Annotated in this window: 17 protein-coding genes; all 17 read right to left on the bottom strand. The window is 35.7% G+C overall.

Annotated features, from left to right (window positions below; translation table 11 throughout):
- Position 1: 1 nt before the first annotated feature.
- Entirely contained in the window at positions 2-796 is a 795-nt protein-coding gene (locus tag ACLRVU_RS04260; RefSeq protein WP_412890823.1) for an APH(3') family aminoglycoside O-phosphotransferase, read from the bottom strand.
- Between the two features lie 9 nt (positions 797-805).
- Complete coding sequence (locus ACLRVU_RS04255) at positions 806-1,567, bottom strand: APH(3') family aminoglycoside O-phosphotransferase (RefSeq protein WP_412890822.1); 762 nt, start codon at positions 1,565-1,567, stop codon at positions 806-808.
- Entirely contained in the window at positions 1,560-2,315 is a 756-nt protein-coding gene (locus ACLRVU_RS04250) for an exodeoxyribonuclease III (RefSeq protein WP_412890821.1), read from the bottom strand. Before ACLRVU_RS04250 ends, ACLRVU_RS04255 begins: the two co-directional genes overlap by 8 nt.
- 85 nt (positions 2,316-2,400) lie before the next feature.
- Positions 2,401-3,009 carry a GyrI-like domain-containing protein gene (locus ACLRVU_RS04245; RefSeq protein WP_147549683.1) on the bottom strand — a complete coding sequence of 203 codons (609 nt, stop codon included), beginning with the start codon at positions 3,007-3,009 and terminating at the stop codon, positions 2,401-2,403.
- Between the two features lie 56 nt (positions 3,010-3,065).
- A complete protein-coding gene (locus ACLRVU_RS04240) occupies positions 3,066-3,545 on the bottom strand; it encodes a GNAT family N-acetyltransferase (protein ID WP_412890820.1) in 480 nt (159 codons plus the stop codon).
- 5 nt (positions 3,546-3,550) lie between these two features.
- The gene (gene galE, locus ACLRVU_RS04235) at positions 3,551-4,549 is read right to left on the bottom strand and encodes a UDP-glucose 4-epimerase GalE (RefSeq protein WP_412890819.1); all 999 of its coding nucleotides are present in this window, start codon (positions 4,547-4,549) and stop codon (positions 3,551-3,553) included.
- A gap of 11 nt (positions 4,550-4,560) precedes the next feature.
- Positions 4,561-4,815 (bottom strand): glutaredoxin family protein, encoded by a 255-nt coding sequence (locus tag ACLRVU_RS04230; RefSeq protein ID WP_412890818.1) that lies wholly within the window; start codon positions 4,813-4,815, stop codon positions 4,561-4,563.
- On the bottom strand, positions 4,816-5,298 hold the full coding sequence (locus ACLRVU_RS04225) for a peptidylprolyl isomerase (protein ID WP_412890817.1): 483 nt from the start codon (positions 5,296-5,298) through the stop codon (positions 4,816-4,818).
- A 22-nt stretch (positions 5,299-5,320) separates the two neighbouring features.
- Positions 5,321-5,596 (bottom strand): DUF1294 domain-containing protein, encoded by a 276-nt coding sequence (locus ACLRVU_RS04220; protein WP_412890816.1) that lies wholly within the window; start codon positions 5,594-5,596, stop codon positions 5,321-5,323.
- Between the two features lie 150 nt (positions 5,597-5,746).
- A complete protein-coding gene (locus ACLRVU_RS04215; protein WP_412890815.1) occupies positions 5,747-6,994 on the bottom strand; it encodes an MFS transporter in 1,248 nt (415 codons plus the stop codon).
- Positions 6,995-7,004: 10 nt separating this feature from the next.
- Complete coding sequence (locus ACLRVU_RS04210) at positions 7,005-7,799, bottom strand: zinc dependent phospholipase C family protein (protein ID WP_412890814.1); 795 nt, start codon at positions 7,797-7,799, stop codon at positions 7,005-7,007.
- A gap of 317 nt (positions 7,800-8,116) precedes the next feature.
- Entirely contained in the window at positions 8,117-10,498 is a 2,382-nt protein-coding gene (locus tag ACLRVU_RS04205; protein ID WP_412890813.1) for a glycogen/starch/alpha-glucan phosphorylase, read from the bottom strand.
- 19 nt (positions 10,499-10,517) lie between these two features.
- Positions 10,518-12,335: a 1,4-alpha-glucan branching protein GlgB gene (glgB, locus tag ACLRVU_RS04200; protein ID WP_412890812.1), complete on the bottom strand. Its 1,818-nt coding sequence runs from the start codon at positions 12,333-12,335 to the stop codon at positions 10,518-10,520.
- Positions 12,335-12,649 (bottom strand): hypothetical protein, encoded by a 315-nt coding sequence (locus ACLRVU_RS04195; protein ID WP_147549709.1) that lies wholly within the window; start codon positions 12,647-12,649, stop codon positions 12,335-12,337. The genes glgB and ACLRVU_RS04195 overlap by 1 nt, the downstream gene beginning before the upstream one ends.
- 121 nt (positions 12,650-12,770) lie before the next feature.
- Positions 12,771-13,241: a Cys-tRNA(Pro) deacylase gene (ybaK, locus tag ACLRVU_RS04190; protein WP_412890811.1), complete on the bottom strand. Its 471-nt coding sequence runs from the start codon at positions 13,239-13,241 to the stop codon at positions 12,771-12,773.
- A gap of 81 nt (positions 13,242-13,322) precedes the next feature.
- A complete protein-coding gene (locus ACLRVU_RS04185; protein WP_412890810.1) occupies positions 13,323-14,174 on the bottom strand; it encodes a Cof-type HAD-IIB family hydrolase in 852 nt (283 codons plus the stop codon).
- 149 nt (positions 14,175-14,323) lie between these two features.
- On the bottom strand, positions 14,324-18,217 hold the full coding sequence (locus tag ACLRVU_RS04180; protein WP_412890809.1) for a hypothetical protein: 3,894 nt from the start codon (positions 18,215-18,217) through the stop codon (positions 14,324-14,326).
- Positions 18,218-18,232: the final 15 nt, after the last annotated feature.

The following is an 18,232-nucleotide window of genomic DNA, read 5'->3' as shown; positions in this document are numbered from 1 at the left end:
CCTATCCATTGGTTAACTCATCCAAACATATATAAAATAACACTTTATCCATATCCAAAGTTTCAATACCGTATGTTTTTAAAAACAATTCCATATCAGATGAGGTGAAGGCTTCATGCAGCCATTCAAAATTAAAGCGCAGTGTTCTTAAAGCAATCGCAATATCTAAATAACGATCATTGACACCACATCCTACAACATCGATCCAGCCGGTGACTTTCTTATCCTCTATCATAAAATTAGGCATGCAGACATCGCCATGACATAAAACCAAATCAAAGTCTTTAGGATAATGTGTCATCATCAAGTCGTATACCTCCTGTCCGCTCATTCCTTTAAATTCACGTTCAAAATATTGAGTTTTGACTAGATTATGCTTGATATTATGGCGAACATGCTTTAATTTATCTTCCAGCGTATTATAGGAAGGAAAATCATGGTAATCGAGCTGATGCCATTTTTTTATTTCTTTGGCATAGAGGATCACCATTTCCTCCCTGCTCATTTGTTTAAAACCATATTGTCCCATCATTCCCGGCAGCATTTCCATCACTAAGTAATAGATGCCATGATCAAAAAGATGAAAATAGACTTGCGGTACTTTTATTTTATCCTGAAGCCAGAGCAGAATCTGAGCTTCTTTTTCAATATCTGATGAAGCAGAGCATTTAATCACAATATCTTTGTTCAAATAGCCATGTTTGACTTCATAAACTTCAGCATCGGAATATCCCATCTGAGGACGAGTGACTTCACTCATATCTATTTTATTTTTTAATACATTTGGCAGCTGCATATTTTTCTCCTAATAAAATTCATCTAGTAAAAAATAAAATTCACGTTTTCTTTCATCTATCTCGAATATGCCATACGTCTCTAAAAAAAGTGTAGTATAAGCATCTCTATAAGGTTGATCGATCATTTCGATATTCGTTTTCAAACTCCTTAAAGCCAAGGCGATATCTTGATAGCGGTCATCAATACCGCTTCTTCCTAAATCAATAAATCCGATTTCCTCTCCGACTAATATATTGGGCATACAAAAATCACCATGACAAATTACCAAGTCACGGTCAAGCGGCTTTAATTCCACTAATCGTTGAAATGTTACTTCCAACCCTCGTTCCTTTGTAATCTCCTCTAAAGTATTAATATCTATATCCGGAAGGTGATTTTTAGCTGTTTGAATCAGTTCTGATAAATCTCGCTGAATCGGATAGTCCTTTATCGGCAAGTCATGGAGCATTTTCAATGCCAAAGCATAGAGTTTAATCGTACCTTCTATGTCTTCATGAAGCAGATCACACAGCATTCTGCCTTTTACTTCGCTCATTAATAAAAAGTATTGTCCGTCTTTTTGAGTAAACTCATAAACTTTCGGAACATTTAGTTTATCTTCTAAATAGCGGTAGGCTTTGACTTCATTTAGAATCTCTTTGTTGCTTGATATTTTTAAATAGTAATTTTGTTTATTGTTTGTTAGAAAATAGACACCGTCAGCCGAACGTCCTATCTGATTTTTTGTAACCTGAGTAATATCATATTTTCTAATCCATTCCTCAAACATTGATCTCTAATCCGACCGGACAATGATCGGAACCTAAAACATCCATATAAATTTTGGCATCTACTAATTGATCGTTTAAGCTTTGGCTGCATAAAAAGTAATCAATACGCCAACCGGCATTCTTTTCTCTTGATTTAAACATGTAAGACCACCAAGAATATACTCCCGTTGCATCAGGATAGAAATGACGGAAAGTATCTGTTAATCCAATCTTTAATAACTCACTGAATTTATTTCTTTCTTCATCCGTAAAGCCGGCATTACGACGATTGGTTTTAGGGTTTTTAAGGTCGATTTCCTGATGAGCAACGTTTAAATCCCCACAAATAATAACAGGTTTATTTTCCTGCAAACGAGCAATATAGGCTTTGAATGCATCTTCCCAAATCATGCGGTAATCCAAGCGCAGCAACTCTCTTTTCGTATTTGGCGTATAGCAAGTGATAAAGTAAAAATCAGCATACTCTAAAGTGATGACACGCCCTTCCTGATCATGTTCCTCGATATCTAATCCGTATGTAATCGCTAAAGGTTCCTTCTTAGTATAGACCGCAACCCCGGAATACCCCTTTTTAACGGCGCTGTTCCAGTAGCTGTGATACCCTTCAAATTCCAAATCAATCTGATCCGGCTGTAATTTTGTTTCCTGAATGGCAAAAATGTCTGCATCTGCAGCTTTAAAAAAATCAACAAAGCCTTTTTGAACACAGGCACGTAAGCCATTGACATTCCATGATATTAATTTCATAATGACCTCCTATTGCCCTTATTATTTCATAAATCAATTTATTTGAATAGTAAAAAGCAAAGAAAAAAACGATTTTCATCGTTTTCTAAAGTTCACAGATTGGGTAACGAATAATCGTTTTTAATTTTTCCGGATCTACTCTCTGCGGATCATTCAAATAGATTTCATGATGCAGTCCGTTAAGCTTATAACCCTGAATGGTTACATATTCCATAATCTGAGTTGTTGAAGTGATTTCAGTATCATATGCCCCAATATGAAGCATTTGAACTGCTTCTCCTTCATCACGTTTTTTTAGATAAATATCTTCTAAATATGGAATATTTTTCTTTTCAATCAACATTTGTTTGATTTCTTCAAATATTTCCTGAGTCATTGCAGTTGGCTGCACAATCATCAACGTATATTTGATTCTTTCTTTACGCGTAACGTCAAATTGACCATTATCATATGTATCCCAAACACCTTCTAATGGTGAACTCATGTAGTCTGTTAAACCATGAGCTTTGTAGTATTTTTTAACGGCTTTGGCAAACAGATGCAATGCTTCCGATTTTTCTTTAAACTCAACTTCACGAGGATTGCCGATACCATCCAACATAATAAACTGAAATTCAGGGACTTGGACAATATCGATTGATTTCGTACTGGCATCAAATAATTCCTTATACTCTTTTTTAATGTCTTCTTTCATCTTCTCACCTCACCACTTAATTATTATATACAAATTCTAAAAAAATGCTACATAATTTAGTTATTTTTTAACTTTATTTCCATCATTGTCATTTCTACCCCCATCACCGTTTTACTTCTCGACAGACTGGTAAAACCACAATGTTCATAAAATTTGATGGCATGTGTCTCTGCATCCAATGACACATGGTCTAATTTTGGATCCAATGCCTGACAGCGCATGATGGCATGTTTTAGCAGTTGTGTTCCATATCCCTGTTTTTGATAGGGTGGATCAACAAAAATATTAGTTATAGTATTCCCATCCTGAATCTCTACAAACCCAACGATTTCGTTTTTAATTAAAACATATAATTCATACTGATTGTCTAATCGTGCTTCTATATTTTTTAATTTAAAATAACTTTTAACGAAATGTTTTGCCAGATAAAGTTTTTTATTCTTACGAATATTGCTGTCAAAACATTTCAGTGCAATCTTCTGCACACGTGGTGCATCCGCTTCTTGAAATTCTCTGATCACGATAAAAATAGGCATTACGCCTATTTATTATGCATAACGAAATTCCATCCGTCTTTACACATCTCATCAATGTCCGCTTCGGCAACAAAGCCTAATTCTTCTTTTGCTTTTGTTGTGTCAGCATAACATTCATCAATGTCCCCAGGACGACGAGCCGTTATTTTATATTTGATTTTAATCCCTGTTGCACGTTCAAAGTTATTTACAATATCCAAAACACTATAGCCTTTTCCGGTACCTAAATTGTAGATATGCACCCCGCTGCTGTTCATGACTTTATTAATGGCTAAAACATGTCCGCGAGCTAAGTCTACCACATGGATATAATCTCTGACTCCGGTTCCATCATGTGTATCATAGTCATCTCCAAATACATTTAAGCATTCTAATTCTCCGGAAGCGACTTTTAAAATATAAGGCATTAGATTATTGGGAATATCTTTTGGATTCTCTCCAATCAACCCGCTCTTATGGGCTCCGATCGGATTAAAGTAACGAAGTAATGCAATTGACCAGTCCGGATGAGCAAATTGGATATCTGTTAAGATTCTTTCTGTCATCAGTTTTGTTGTTCCATATGGATTCGTTGTTGATAAAGGAAAATCCTCTTTAATAGGGACAGATGCCGGTTTTCCATATACTGTCGCACTTGAAGAGAAGACGAGACGTTTGCATCCGTATTTCTCCATCATTTCGCATAAAACAAAGGTGCTTACCAGGTTATTTGAGTAATACATCAATGGTTTTTCCACAGATTCTCCGACCGCTTTATAGCCTGCAAAATGAATGATTGCTTCTACGTTATTATCTCTGAATACTTCATCCATCTGTTCCCTGCATGTGACATCATATTCATAGAATTTAAAATCTTTGTTTGTAATTGTTCTGATCTTATCTAAAACATCCGCACTTGAGTTATAAAAATTATCTGCAATAATAACTTCCTGATTATTTTCCAATAACTGCACAACTGTGTGACTTCCAATAAATCCTGCTCCACCCGTTACTAAAATTGCCATCGTTTATCCTCCTATAAACTTTTGTTTAGTACTTCTTTAATCTGTTCCTTTGTTGCCGCTCCTTCATGAACTTTCACATCGTCAATAAAGAAAGTCGGTACATAATAATAATCATGCGCATCTGCATAGACAGATTCTTCACTTTCTTCAATCATTTTAATTTGAAGATCTGCATATTTCGGTTCTGCTTTTAACTCATTCATCCAGCTGATTGCTTGTTTGCAGTAAGGACAATTCTTCAAATAAAACAATTCTACTTTTTTCATTTAGATCACCTCGATCGTTTTGATGATCTGCTTTGATAAAGGCGCATCTTGAAAATCTGTCGCTGTTTTTGCGATACGGTCAACAACTTCCATTCCTTTTGTAATCTTACCAAAACCGGCATAATCTCCATCTAAATGCGGGGCATCCTTATGCATGATAAAGAACTGACTTGAAGCCGAATCTTTTACCATAGTACGTGCCATAGATAAAACTCCCGGTGTATGTTTTAAATCATTCTTAACTCCGTTTGAAGCAAATTCACCTTTAATGCTTCTTGCTTCTTTATGCTTCATATCTTTATCGAATCCTCCGCCTTGAATCATAAAACCATCAATGACTCTATGAAAGATTAATCCATCGAAGAAATGTTCTTTAATTAAATTAACAAAGTTTTCTACTGTGATTGGAGCGATTTCAGGATATAATTCCCCCTCCATGACTTCTCCGGTTTCCATTGTTATTCTGATATTAATTGTTTCCATTATTTTTTTCCTTTCTGTTACTTTATCTCATTATACTTTTATTAGGACCTAAAAGCAAATAAGTCAAACTGAGGATTTGTAAAATGATCATCAGCGGAACACCAATACTAAATTTCTTTTTATTCACTTTGTGATGCGCTGTCTGCATGCCGATATAACTGCCGATACTGCCACCAAGAACAGCTAAAAGCAGCAAAGTTTTTTCGCTGATTCGCCACAAATGATGAACAGCTCGGTATTTATCGATCAGCATGGAAAGAAAGCCGATCACGTTCATTACAAGAAAATAACAGATCATTTTATCACCGCCCCCATTATAGCAAAATCCTTCTCTTCTGCCAATGAAATTAAGGTATTCCATACAATAAAAAATCGTATCAGATTCCTAAGAATAATATGATTTTTTAAGATCTATGTTATTATAATCAACCTAGTACATCTATTTATATTACAATCCTGTTGAAGATGAAATTGAGGCAGATCTACGAAAAAGAACTAACCCAATAATAAAGATGAAGGCTAACATTCCTACTCCAATATTAACACTATTGAATACTTGACTGGCTATTGAAATAATTGCGGTTCCAAAAAATGATGCCCCTTTTCCGCAAATATCCATAATTCCAAAATATTCCCCCGATTTATCTGCCGGAATAATTTTCGCAAAGTATGAACGAGATAATGCTTGTATCCCGCCTTGAAACATTCCCACAACAAAAGCTAAAATCCAAAAATGCAATTGTGTGGATATTACCAAAGCAAACAATGCAATCCCTGTATAAGCAATAATACATAAAGTGATTAACGTCTTATTATCATATTTCTTTGATAATCGTCCGAAAAGTAAAGAACATGGAAAAGCAACGATTTGTGTCATTAACAATGCAATCAAAAGACCGTTGCTTTCTAGCCCTAATGCCTGCCCATAAGCCGTAGCCATTTCAATGATCGTATAAACACCATCAATATAGAAGAAAAATGCTAAGAGAAAGTAAAGTATTCTTCGATCCTGTTTTATATTTTTTAATGTTGTCCATAAACGCTTTAAACTTTGTTTAATAAGATGCGACTGGTGTTCAACATAATATTTTTGTTGATACATTTTTAGTAAGGGGATACTCATCGCCACCCACCAAATCGCTATTAATAGAAAAGTGAGAATCATGGACGTTGTCATGGACAATCCCATGCCGCTTCCGCCAAGCACTAAAAATAAACCAATCCCAAAAGGAAGACAACTCCCAATATACCCCCACGCATACCCTTGACTCGAAACTGCATCCATTCTTTCTTTTGTTGTAATGTCGGTCAACATCGAATCATAGAATACTATACTAGAAGAATATCCTACTTTAGCAACGACAAAGATAGCAAGAAATACAAACCAGGTTGAGGCTGCTCCTAGTAATGCACAGCAAATCGCTCCAATAACCATCGAGATCGTAAAGAGCTTTTTCTTAAAATTTTTAATATCTGCCAAAGCACCAAATACAGGACCGATAAACGCTACAATCAATGTTGAAAGAGACATCGCATATCCCCAATAGGCTAAATACTCTACTTCACTTAACCCCTTTAAATCGGCTAAATAGTTAAAATAAATGGGTAAAATAGTGGATACAAGCAGAATAAATGCTGAATTACCAATATCATAAAGAATCCATGCTTTTTCTAATGATGTAAGTTTAAATTTCATAAAAACCTCCTTAATTCTCTCCAAAAGTATGTTCAAATCCATCAGATAAAGAACAATCACTTATCCGTGACTGATCAAATGATTGAATTAAATGAACGGCTTCATGAATCGCTTCCTGCATTAATTGATCTAAATTTTGGTTACTTTGTTGACAGCGTGGATTAGCTTTTTTAGATATGATATGCTCCTTAAATTCTCTTTGACCAACAAGATCCATTCCCAAATAAAGAACTTGACGCTTGAAACCATAAGAAGCATGTAAGAGATGGTGATAAAAATTCATCGACTTCAACGCTTTTAATATATCCTTAGGCGTTGTTATTGTAAAATAAGGACTGATAATCTCTGCCCTATCTAAAGAAGGATGAATATGGCAGCTTAACGGATACTTTAAAGGATTAAATCCATTTTTTTCTAATAAATAACGATCGAAATTAACTTCTATGGATGTGTGTGAAACATTATTTTCACGACGATATTTTTCTACATACGGATGACATTTTGCATCCAAGGCAAAGTGACAGATTACTCCATAAAGATAACTAAGGTGCAAAGCCTGCTTATTTTGTTTATGATAAATTTTTATCGCTGACTCAAAAAACGCTTTCCCTGTTTTTTCATGCAAGTCATAGCCTAAAGAACATATAGGATTCTTTTTTAAGGGTTGATAATAGAATAAAATATCCGGTCCATGCAAACCAATATCATATAATTCTCGATTTTTCAAAACTATTTGTTTTTGTGACTCAGAAAGTTCATTTAAAACATATTGTCCAAAAACATAATGTGCATAAGTTGATGCCATTTTAACCCCTCATTTCTAACACGCTCATTATAGCATTCTTTCATCATAAAAAAAGTTAAATAAATATTAATTTCTTTGATTTTTAAATAAAATCTCTGCTTTTAGTTATTAAAAATCTAATTCATTTCATATGCGTCTAATCTAATTTCGAATTTAACTCAAAGCATTATTCCATTCCTGACAGTTATCTTCATATAAGGGCTTACTTAAATACTTGAACGTTAACTATTCATGAAATTTCTTTATGCAAATAAAAAAATCATAACAGACTCCTAAGAGCAGTATGATTTCCTTTAAATTAAATAGATAAGATCATATTAGATTTTTTCGATATGCCAGATATCATCAACGTATTCCTTAATGGTACGATCAGATGAAAAGTATCCGGATTTCGCAATGTTAATCAGACAAGCCTTTGCCCATTCCGCTTGATCCTGATAGCGTTCTTCGATATGATTCAAAGCTTTCAGATAAGCATCAAGATCTGCCAGTACAAAGTATTCATCATTATGATTCATCAGTTCTTCAAAGATAACTCGGAATTGTTCACGATTATTATCCCAGCTGCCATCGACCAGTGAATCAATGACTCTTTTGATCTTAGGATCATTATGATAATAGTCCCATACATGATAATTTGGTTTTAATTCTTCTATTTCTGCGGTAGTCAATCCAAAAATTTCACAGTTTTCTTTTGCTACCTGCTGAACGATTTCAACATTTGCACCGTCCATTGTACCTAAGGTAATAGCACCGTTCATCATGAATTTCATATTGCCTGTCCCGCTGGCTTCTTTTCCTGCCGTTGAAATCTGCAAAGAAACATCGGCTGCGGGAATAATCAATTCTGCTAAGGTGACACCGTAATTCTCAATAAATATAACTTTCATCCACTTCGATACATCTTCATCTTCATTAATTACTTTGGCGACACTGTTGATTAATTTAATAACCGTTTTCGCAAAGTAGTAGCCCGGTGCAGCCTTTCCGCCAAAGATAAAGGTTTGCGGATACATCTTATAATCAGGATTATTTTTAATCTCATAATATTGATAGATGATGCCTAGAACACTTAATAGCTGACGCTTGTAGGCATGGAATCGTTTTACCTGAATATTAAAGATAGAATCTATATCCACTTCAATATGATTGTTTTTTAAGATATAGTCGGCAAGCAGTTGTTTTCTTTCTTTTTTTACTGCAGTAAACTGTTCCTGTAGTTTCGGATCTAATGAGCAATCTAATAATTTACTTAATAATAAAGGCTGTTCGATCCAGCTGTCACCAATCTGCTGTTTAATAAGATCAGATAACTGCGGATTGGCATAAAGCAGCCAGCGACGATGGGTGATCCCATTAGTTTTGTTGTTGAACTTTCCTGGGAAATAATCACTGAGTTCACGCATGACATCGTTCTTTAAGATTTGCGTATGGAGATAAGCAACCCCATTGACACTAAAGCTCCCTACTACCGCTAAATGTGCCATATCACAATAGCCATCTTTTAGAATACCTAAACGATCTGCTTTTTCTTTATCTCCGGTTCTTTTGATGACTTCGTCATGGAAACGGTGATGAATTTCATCAATGATCATATACACTCTTGGAAGCAATGCCTGCATTAGTGTAATCGGCCATCGTTCAAGCGCTTCTATTAGCACTGTATGATTTGTATAGGCGAAGGTATGGCTGACGATAAACCATGCCTGATCCCACTTATAATCATATTCATCAATTAGGATACGCATCAATTCAGGAATACATAATACAGGGTGCGTATCATTTAACTGAATAACTGACTTTTCATGGAAGTTATCTAAATTCGGATAAAGACTAAGATGATACTTGATAATTGCCTGCAATCCTGCTGCCACTAAAAAGTATTGCTGTTTTAGACGCAATGTTTTGCCGGAAATGGTACTGTCATCAGGATAAAGCGTCTGACAGATATCTCTGACTTCTTGATTGTATTGTCTGAAATCCTTATTGCTGGGAATGTTGTCGCTTGGCTGAGCATGCCATAGACGCAGTGTATTCGTCACGGTTGTATTCATTCCAACGATTGGCACATCATAAGGCACTGCACTGACACATTCTGCTCCTTGATGCTCATATTTCTGAGTCTCACTATTGTATTGAACCGTTCCCCAAAATTTCACATCAACGGTATGTTTAGGTTTTCTGACTTCCCAGCCATTCCCTAGTTTAAGCCATTGATCCGGCACTTCAATTTGATAGCCATCTTCGATCTTCTGTTTAAATAAACCATATTCATAGCGGATCGTATTGCCATTGCCCGGGTAGGACAGTGAGGCTAAAGAATCCATGAAGCAGGCTGCCAGCCGACCTAATCCACCATTGCCTAACCCAGCATCGGTTTCCAATTCTTCTAATTCATGTATATTGATACCTAACTCGGATAACCCAATCTTAGCGACATCATAAATACCTAGATTCATCAGATTATTTACCAACATTCTTCCCATTAAAAATTCTAATGAGAAATAATACATCTGCTTTTTATTATATTTAATGATATCTGCTTTTGTTGTTGCCCAGTTAACAGAAGCATAATCACGTACCATGCTTTCCAACACCATGAATTGTTCCGTTACATGAGACTGACTTACACAGCGTCCATAAGTCGAGATAATTCTTTTAGAAAATTCCATAATGAATTCTTCTTTACTTGTAAACACGAAAAATCTCCCTTCCGTATCAGTTTGATACACTACATTTAAAGATCATTGAAGCAAAAGGACCAATATTTACCTGAAGTGAATAATTTTCACTAATTTTTGCTCCATTGACAAAGTTTCCTCCTGAATAAATATCCTGATCCGTATTAATGAGTTCAATATATTTCCCATTGACCGGAACCGGCACCATATAGCCATAATGTTTGTTTTCAGTAAAGTTTAATACAAAAACTAAAATATCTTTTTCATAACGACGTGTAAAGGCAAAGACACTTTGTTTATTATCATCAACCACCATCCATTGAAACCCTAACAAGTCATAATCAAATTTAGACATGGCAATTTCATTTAAATACAGGCGATGTAGATCACGCATGAAATGGTGGAAAGCATCATGGATTGGATAAGTTAAGATATTCCAGCCTAATGACTTTTTTTCATCCCATTCTTTAAATTCTGCCAGTTCATTTCCCATAAAATTCAGTTTCTTGCCCGGATGTCCGAACATATAGATATACAGTGTTTTTAATTGTGCCATCTTCTGATGCATATTGCCCCAGATTTTATCGATAATGGTCTTTTTAGAATGAACGACTTCATCATGTGAGAAAGGCAGAATAAAGCGTTCATTAAAGTTATACGCCATTGAGAACGTAATTAACGAATGTTCATATTGGCGATAAACAGGATCTTTAGCCATATATTTCAATGTATCATTCATCCAGCCTAAATCCCATTTATAATCAAAGTCTAACCCATTTTCATTGGTTTTTTTCGTTACATTATTAAAATCGGTAGAATCCTCCGCAATCAGCATGATTCCCGGATAACGTGAATGCAGATGATAATTACAACGCTTGACAAATTCCAACGCACCATCATTGACGCCGTTATTCTTATTAGCCTGCCAATAAATAAGATGACTGACGGCATCATAGCGAATACCATCAACATGAAAATAATCCAGCCAAAATGAGGCAGAAGACATCATGAAGCTTCGTACTTCCTCTTTTCCCAAATCAAAATAACTGGTTCCCCATTCACTGTAGCGACGATATTCTTCTTGATATTCATAGACATAGCCACCATCAAATTTACTTAGACCATGCTGGTCATGAACAAAATGCACAGGGACAAAATCAAAGATAACCCCGATATCATTTTGATGACACTGATCAATAAATGCCATTAGCTGCTTTGGATTTCCATAACGGCTTGTCGCACTAAAATAGCCTGTTGGCTGATAACCCCAAGAACCATCATAAGGATGCTCCATTAAAGGCATCAGTTCGATATGGGTATATCCCATCTCTTTTACATAAGGAATCAGCAGGTCTGCTATCTCTTCATAGGAATAATAGCTCCCATCCTCTTCCTCTGTGAAATCTTTCTTTAGTTTCCAAGATCCTAAATGAACCTCATAAATATTAAGCGGACGATCATAGCCATTAGTACGATATTTGAGATAGTAGTCATCATGCCAGTCATAACCATCAAGATTAAATACTTTCGATGATGTTCCCGGTCTCAATTCACTGTAAAAGGCATATGGATCTGCTTTATCTATTATTTTCCCCTCTTTAGTTTCTATGCGATATTTATAATTTTCTAATTCCTTAACCCCATCAATATATTGGTAAAAAATTCCCCCATCACTGACTCTCTCCATTTTTGTCCCCTGCCAATGGTTGAAATCACCTACGACATCTACCGCTTTGGCATTTGGCGCATAAACGCTAAAGACTGCGCCGTTATTAAGTATATGTGCACCAAAGATTTTGTATGCTTCAATACACTGTCCCTCATGAAATAAATGAACTAACCATTGATCCAACATTATTCATTCCCCCTCACTAATTGAATAAAAGCAGTTTTTAAAGTTAAGCTTTTTATATGAAATAAAATGTTTACTCGTTCTTTATGTAAGAAAACATTAATCTTGGAACCATCATGTAAATAGAAGATAAGTGCATTCTTTCTTGCTCCCTCTAATTTGGCAATAGCCGATTTTGAATAACGCTGCAGATATAAGCAATCATCATAATACAAGACCTCATATAATGAAATATAGATAGGCGGATTATGACGGATTCTCTCTAACATCTCTTCGCTTCCACATCTTGGTTTTAAGCTGTAATAACTTTCATGCATAGTGTCACCTCTATCCTATTATACGTTCTAGCTAATCGATAACCTAGATTTTTAAAGCCCGAAATATTGACATAACCCGTCACTTCCATAAAAAAAGAGTATCGATTTTACAATCCATACTCTAGTTCATATCCCCGATTTTCCCTTTAACGGCTTCGATCAGATCCTGTGGTGAAAGGATAACCTGTAATCCCCGTTTTCCAGCACTGACATAAACTTCTTTTAATTGAAGAATATCTTCCTGAAAATAAGTTGGAAATAATTTCTTCATCCCGATCGGACTGCAGCCTCCGCGAATATAACCGGTAATGCTTAACAAGTCTTTTTGATGAAGCATCTCTACCTTTTTATGATGAGATAGTTTTGCCAGCTTTTTAAGATCAATTTCCTTATCCACCGGTATACACGCTACTAAATACTCTTTCTTATCTCCGATCAGCACAAGGGTTTTATAGACTTCTTCTGCTTTTAACCCCAATTGTTTAATCAGATGTTCTCCTGATAAATCTTCTTCATTTACTTCATATTCTTTAATCCGATAAGTAATCTTTCCTTTATCTAACATTCTTAATGCATTGGTTTTATTTGCCACACTACTCCCTACTTTCTTTAGATTTAAGTATAGCTAATAATCTGAGGTTAATCTACAAAAAAAGAAGAGAATTTCTCTTCTTTAAGCATCTTTATCAATTAATCCAAAATGAACAAAAGCATTATATAGTCCATCCTGATCGACATCATCAGTAACGTAATCTGCCATGGCTTTGATTTCATCTCCGCCGCTTCCCATTGCAACTCCGATCTTACAGTATTCCAGCATTGGAATATCAATTTTCGCATCACCAAAAGCAATCGTATCTTCGATGCTTGCTCCTAAATACTGCAGTAAATGATCAATCGCATTGGCTTTCGTAATATCTTTAACACCTAAATCTCCAAATAAGGCAACTTCTCCTTTACCACCCCATGTTCCCGGTTTTAAATCCGGAAACTCTTCAATGGAATCAAGATGATCCTGATAACTTTCTAAGATGAAGCTGACTTTGTTTAAATCATCACGATATAATTCTCCGCCGTATATCATTTCCGGAAAGACATCTTTAACCGTCATCTTATCACTGTTGTCTTTTCCTTTTCTGCGGCTGTATTCCTGAATAACCGGTTCTCCTCGTGTTTCAAAGTTTTCACTCGCAAATAGACCATTATTACTTTCTAAATAGAACTCTAAATTCCTGCTTTTTAACCAATCTACAATATGTTTTCCTTGTTCTTTGGTCATCACCTGATGCATCACAACATGATCATGATCCTCTACGTAACTTCCATTTCCACCGATCATACCGTCAAGCCCGATATCCCATAGATAAGAATAGACTTCTGCCTTGCTTCTTCCTGTACAAATATACACTTTATGTCCGTTTTGTCTTGCTAATTTAATTGCTTTATCTGCTGATGCAGGAAGTTTATTTTCATAATCCAATAATGTTCCATCTACATCAATAAAGATAATTTTACTCATTGTCACTGTTCCTCCTTCAACGTATATATTAATATTTTAGCATAATTTCATATTAAAAGAATGCCCTTACACTAAAGTGAATGATTTGTTTCATTTATCTCCTTATTATTGATTAATACACTGATGAATTTATTTCAAAAGAAAAGACACTGATTTTATTCAGTATCTTCATCATATCTTGCTTTCTTTGCATATAAGAAACCAAAACCACTTAACAGTAAGAAAAATGTATAACCCACTATGCTGTTTTGATCGCCAGTATCTATGTTCTTAATGACAATGTCTACTTTTCCATCATCATTGGTATCAATATTTAATTCCGGGATTTCATCATCATTGACATCAATGTTGAGATCTGCAATATTATCTCCATTTGTATCAATGTTTAAATCTGCAATGCCATCTCCATCGGTATCAATATTAATATCCGGAAGTCCATCTCCATTGGTATCAATATTAATATTAGGATTTGCGGTATCGTAAGTGACGGTCTCTTTTACAACATCAGTGTTTGGTTTCCAGTTATCATCGATTCCATCTTTATTTAAATCAATGGCAGGTCGGAAGTATTGAGTATCCCCCATCCCGTTGCCATTAATATCCATATTGGTATCAGGCTTCCATATTTTATCACTGTTTCCGCCTTCACTGCTTGGTTTCCAAATTCCCGTATTATCGGTATCGATATTAATATCTGGTTTACCATCTTTATTTGTATCGATATTAATATCCGGTTTTCCGTCTCTATCGGTATCAATATTCACATCAGGAAGAAGATCACCATCGACATCAATATTCGTGTCTGGTTTTTTGTCACCATTGACATCGATATTCACATCAGGTTTTCCATCTCCGTTTGTATCAATGTTAATATCCGGCGTTTTATCCCCATTCGTATCAATATTAATATCAGGTTTGCCATCGTTATCTATATCAATATTAATGTTAGGTGTATTATCCCCATCTGTATCGATGTTAATGTCAGGTAATCCATCGCCATCGGTATCAATATTAATATCAGGTGTACCGTCTCCGTTAATATCGATATTTATATTAGGATTGCTAGTTTCATAATTTATTGTATCTGTTTCCACATCTTTATTGGGTTTCCAATTGTCATCGACACCATCATCATCTAAATCAATAGCCGGGCGATAATAGTTAGTATCTCCAGTACCATCTCCGTTGGTATCTATATTTGTATCCGGTTTCCATACTTTATCTTTATTTCCGCCTTGTCCGCTTGGTTTCCAAATTCCGGTATTATCTGTATCGATGTTAATGTCAGGTTTCTTATCTCCATCTGTATCGATATTGACATCCGGTTTACTATCGCCATCGGTATCAATATTAATATCCGGTTTCTTATCTCCATCAACATCAATGTTGATATCTGGAGTATTATCCCCATTTGTATCAATGTTGATGTCTGGCTTTCCATCTCCGTCAATATCTATATTAATATCAGGCAGTCCATCTCCATTAGTATCAATATTTATATTTGGATTAGCAGTATCATATTTTTTAGAACCATCTTCTCCATAATCAACTGATAGTTTTGGTGTCCAGTTATCATCAATGCCATCACCATCTAAATCAATAGCGGGACGATAATAGTCCGTATCTCCGATACCATCTGCATTGATATCCATATTTGTATCTGGTTTCCATATCCCATCAGCATTACCGCCTTCACTGCTTGGTTTCCATGTTCCGGTGTTATCTGTATCGATATTGATGTTTGGCTTCCAATCATTATCTATATCAATATTGATATCCGGTTTTCCATCTCTATCCGTATCGATATTAATATCTGGAATTCCATCTCCATCTACATCAATATTTAGATTATCCATTACTAATTCTATTTCATCTTTTGATCCATCGTTATAATTACGATCATCACCAATATACTCAAATGAAATATTCTGGATCTCTCCATCTGTACAATACTCGTCATTTAAAGGATCCCATTCAATAGAGGCTGTACTGTAATTGTAGCTGCTGTTGTCTGCTTTTGCCTGTGCAGTTAACTCAACCGGTTCGCCAAACTTTTCACCATTGATATAAAACTGTACATAGCCTTTAGGAGAAGCACAATCCAAACCTTCTCCATCAGATGGTTTCACCTTGGCATTTAAAGTAAGCAGTTTATCCGGTCTAAATGTATCCGGTTCTTTACTTAATCCATCTATAGATATAATCGATTCTGTATCGGCAGGTATAATTTCTGCATATTTAAAATAGGTACGATGACCCCAATAAGAGTCTTTAAAGTTTTGTTCTGTTGAGTTTGCGTATTGGGTAGAGGTAATAATCAATTGATATTTCCCTCCATCTGCATTAATTCCCTGGGTAATTTCCGCATTATCCTCGGGAGTTATCCCATCATCTTTCAATAATTGTGAACTAATGGTTAGCTGTGACGCATCAGTTAACGTTCCACCAGATGGAATGGTTGTAGGAATAGCTAAATCTGCAACAGCTTGTTTTATATCATCATCATTCAATTCTAACCCATTATACCTCTTGGTAATTAAACCATCCGGAATAGTGCTATCGCCAATTTCAAAATTGACATATTGCTTTAAGAAAGTATTACTACCATTCCCTACATCTTTTGCAAAGAAAGTATCTGTCGCTATTAAATTATTTGTCGTTTTATCAATAATATCCAAATCAATGCTTACTTCTGCCCCTTTGTTTGTATCTGGAAGCCAGAAATATAAAATTCCATTACTATCTGTATATGATGGAACCCCATAGTTATAATCAATTCCATTGATTTTCATATCCATATTATCTACTAGGGTTGTTCCTACTCTATCTGTTCCCCAGCTTTGCAGTGTAATTTTAGTCATAAAAACCTGAGTGGTTTTATCCATATCACCATAAGCGACAGATCCGCCCATACTTGAAAAACGGCTGGCACTCAATGATCCGCCTAAAACGAAAACATCTGCCTGTGATCCACCTAAATCGTTACGTCCGCTGACTGCATTGGGAATAATGGTTCCGCCAGTAACTATGATTTTATATTGATCTGTTGTTGTATAACCGACACAGCCATCACCAAAGGCATCGCCATGAGCACCTCCATTAGAATAAGTCAATCCACCATTAATCGTAATGTTTCCGCTTTTAGCTTTACCTGTTGCTTTATCCACTACAGCCGGATTCAAAGTCGTCGGAGCAGTTGCGTAACCTGTTGCATATCCACCGCCGATCCCAGCTGCATGATAAGCCCCTTGTGCCGTAATCGTACCACCGTTAATAACAATGTTTCCACCAGCAGCGTAATTTCCACCACCGATTCCAGCACCACCGTTTTCAACTCCACTTCCTGTTCCTACACCTGTTGCTTTAATAATACCGCCATTAATTGTGATGTTTCCACCATCTTCACCATCACCGCCGCCAATTCCCGCAGCATAATTACTTCCCGTAACATTAAGGACACCTGGATTCAGACTATCCATTAAAGTCAAACGATCCCCTTTATTTAGCACTGTTCCGTTCAACAATGTAACATCATTGGGAACCCTTCCCAATTCAGGGACAATTGCATTACCGTTAATATCTTTATTTACAATGGCATCATCAATTGTTAAAGAGGTTGTTTTTCCACTTCTTAACCCTGGATAATAAGTTGAGTTTGAAACTAACGTATTTGTACTGTAATCCGCTAATACAATATGAGCAGATGCACCCTTTCCATCTCCATTACTATCCGGAGTCAACGTAAATGGACTATTGGATGTTGTTTTTATGTTTACACCCGCAAAAACGAGATTTGCATCTACAGTTTCAGGTACAAGGATACGATCAGTCGTTGCTGTATTAACATTTTTATTTTTGATCGTTAAAGTTTCGCTGCTAAGAATCGTCAATACCCCACCTGTATAACTGTAATCTGTGTTTAATGCACCACCGCTTATATGAAAACTACCGACATCTACTCCATCTTCTGCCTTAATTGTAATGGAGTTGCCAAACAGCATCCCTCCGCAAATCAATGGTAAAAGAAAGATCCACTTCTTTTTCTTCATCTAATTCCCTCCATT

This window comes from Beduini sp. (assembly GCF_047239305.1).
Taxonomy (GTDB): Bacteria; Bacillota_I; Bacilli_A; order Erysipelotrichales; family Coprobacillaceae; genus Beduini.
The sequence above is the reverse complement of the archived record's forward strand: the minus strand, read 5'-3'. Positions and strand labels throughout refer to the sequence as shown.

Excerpts from the sequence above, each read along its gene's own strand:
- ACLRVU_RS04255 (WP_412890822.1), bottom strand. The coding sequence starts at position 1,567 with ATGTTTGAGGAATGGATTAGAAAATATGATATTACTCAGGTTACAAAA.
- ACLRVU_RS04260 (WP_412890823.1), bottom strand. The coding sequence starts at position 796 with ATGCAGCTGCCAAATGTATTAAAAAATAAAATAGATATGAGTGAAGTC.
- ACLRVU_RS04240 (WP_412890820.1), bottom strand. The coding sequence starts at position 3,545 with ATGCCTATTTTTATCGTGATCAGAGAATTTCAAGAAGCGGATGCACCA.
- ACLRVU_RS04180 (WP_412890809.1), bottom strand. The coding sequence starts at position 18,217 with ATGAAGAAAAAGAAGTGGATCTTTCTTTTACCATTGATTTGCGGAGGG.
- ACLRVU_RS04210 (WP_412890814.1), bottom strand. The coding sequence starts at position 7,799 with ATGGCATCAACTTATGCACATTATGTTTTTGGACAATATGTTTTAAAT.
- ACLRVU_RS04220 (WP_412890816.1), bottom strand. The coding sequence starts at position 5,596 with ATGATCTGTTATTTTCTTGTAATGAACGTGATCGGCTTTCTTTCCATG.
- ACLRVU_RS04250 (WP_412890821.1), bottom strand. The coding sequence starts at position 2,315 with ATGAAATTAATATCATGGAATGTCAATGGCTTACGTGCCTGTGTTCAA.
- ACLRVU_RS04225 (WP_412890817.1), bottom strand. The coding sequence starts at position 5,298 with ATGGAAACAATTAATATCAGAATAACAATGGAAACCGGAGAAGTCATG.
- ACLRVU_RS04215 (WP_412890815.1), bottom strand. The coding sequence starts at position 6,994 with ATGAAATTTAAACTTACATCATTAGAAAAAGCATGGATTCTTTATGAT.
- ACLRVU_RS04230 (WP_412890818.1), bottom strand. The coding sequence starts at position 4,815 with ATGAAAAAAGTAGAATTGTTTTATTTGAAGAATTGTCCTTACTGCAAA.
- galE (WP_412890819.1), bottom strand. The coding sequence starts at position 4,549 with ATGGCAATTTTAGTAACGGGTGGAGCAGGATTTATTGGAAGTCACACA.
- ACLRVU_RS04195 (WP_147549709.1), bottom strand. The coding sequence starts at position 12,649 with ATGCATGAAAGTTATTACAGCTTAAAACCAAGATGTGGAAGCGAAGAG.
- ACLRVU_RS04245 (WP_147549683.1), bottom strand. The coding sequence starts at position 3,009 with ATGAAAGAAGACATTAAAAAAGAGTATAAGGAATTATTTGATGCCAGT.
- glgB (WP_412890812.1), bottom strand. The coding sequence starts at position 12,335 with ATGTTGGATCAATGGTTAGTTCATTTATTTCATGAGGGACAGTGTATT.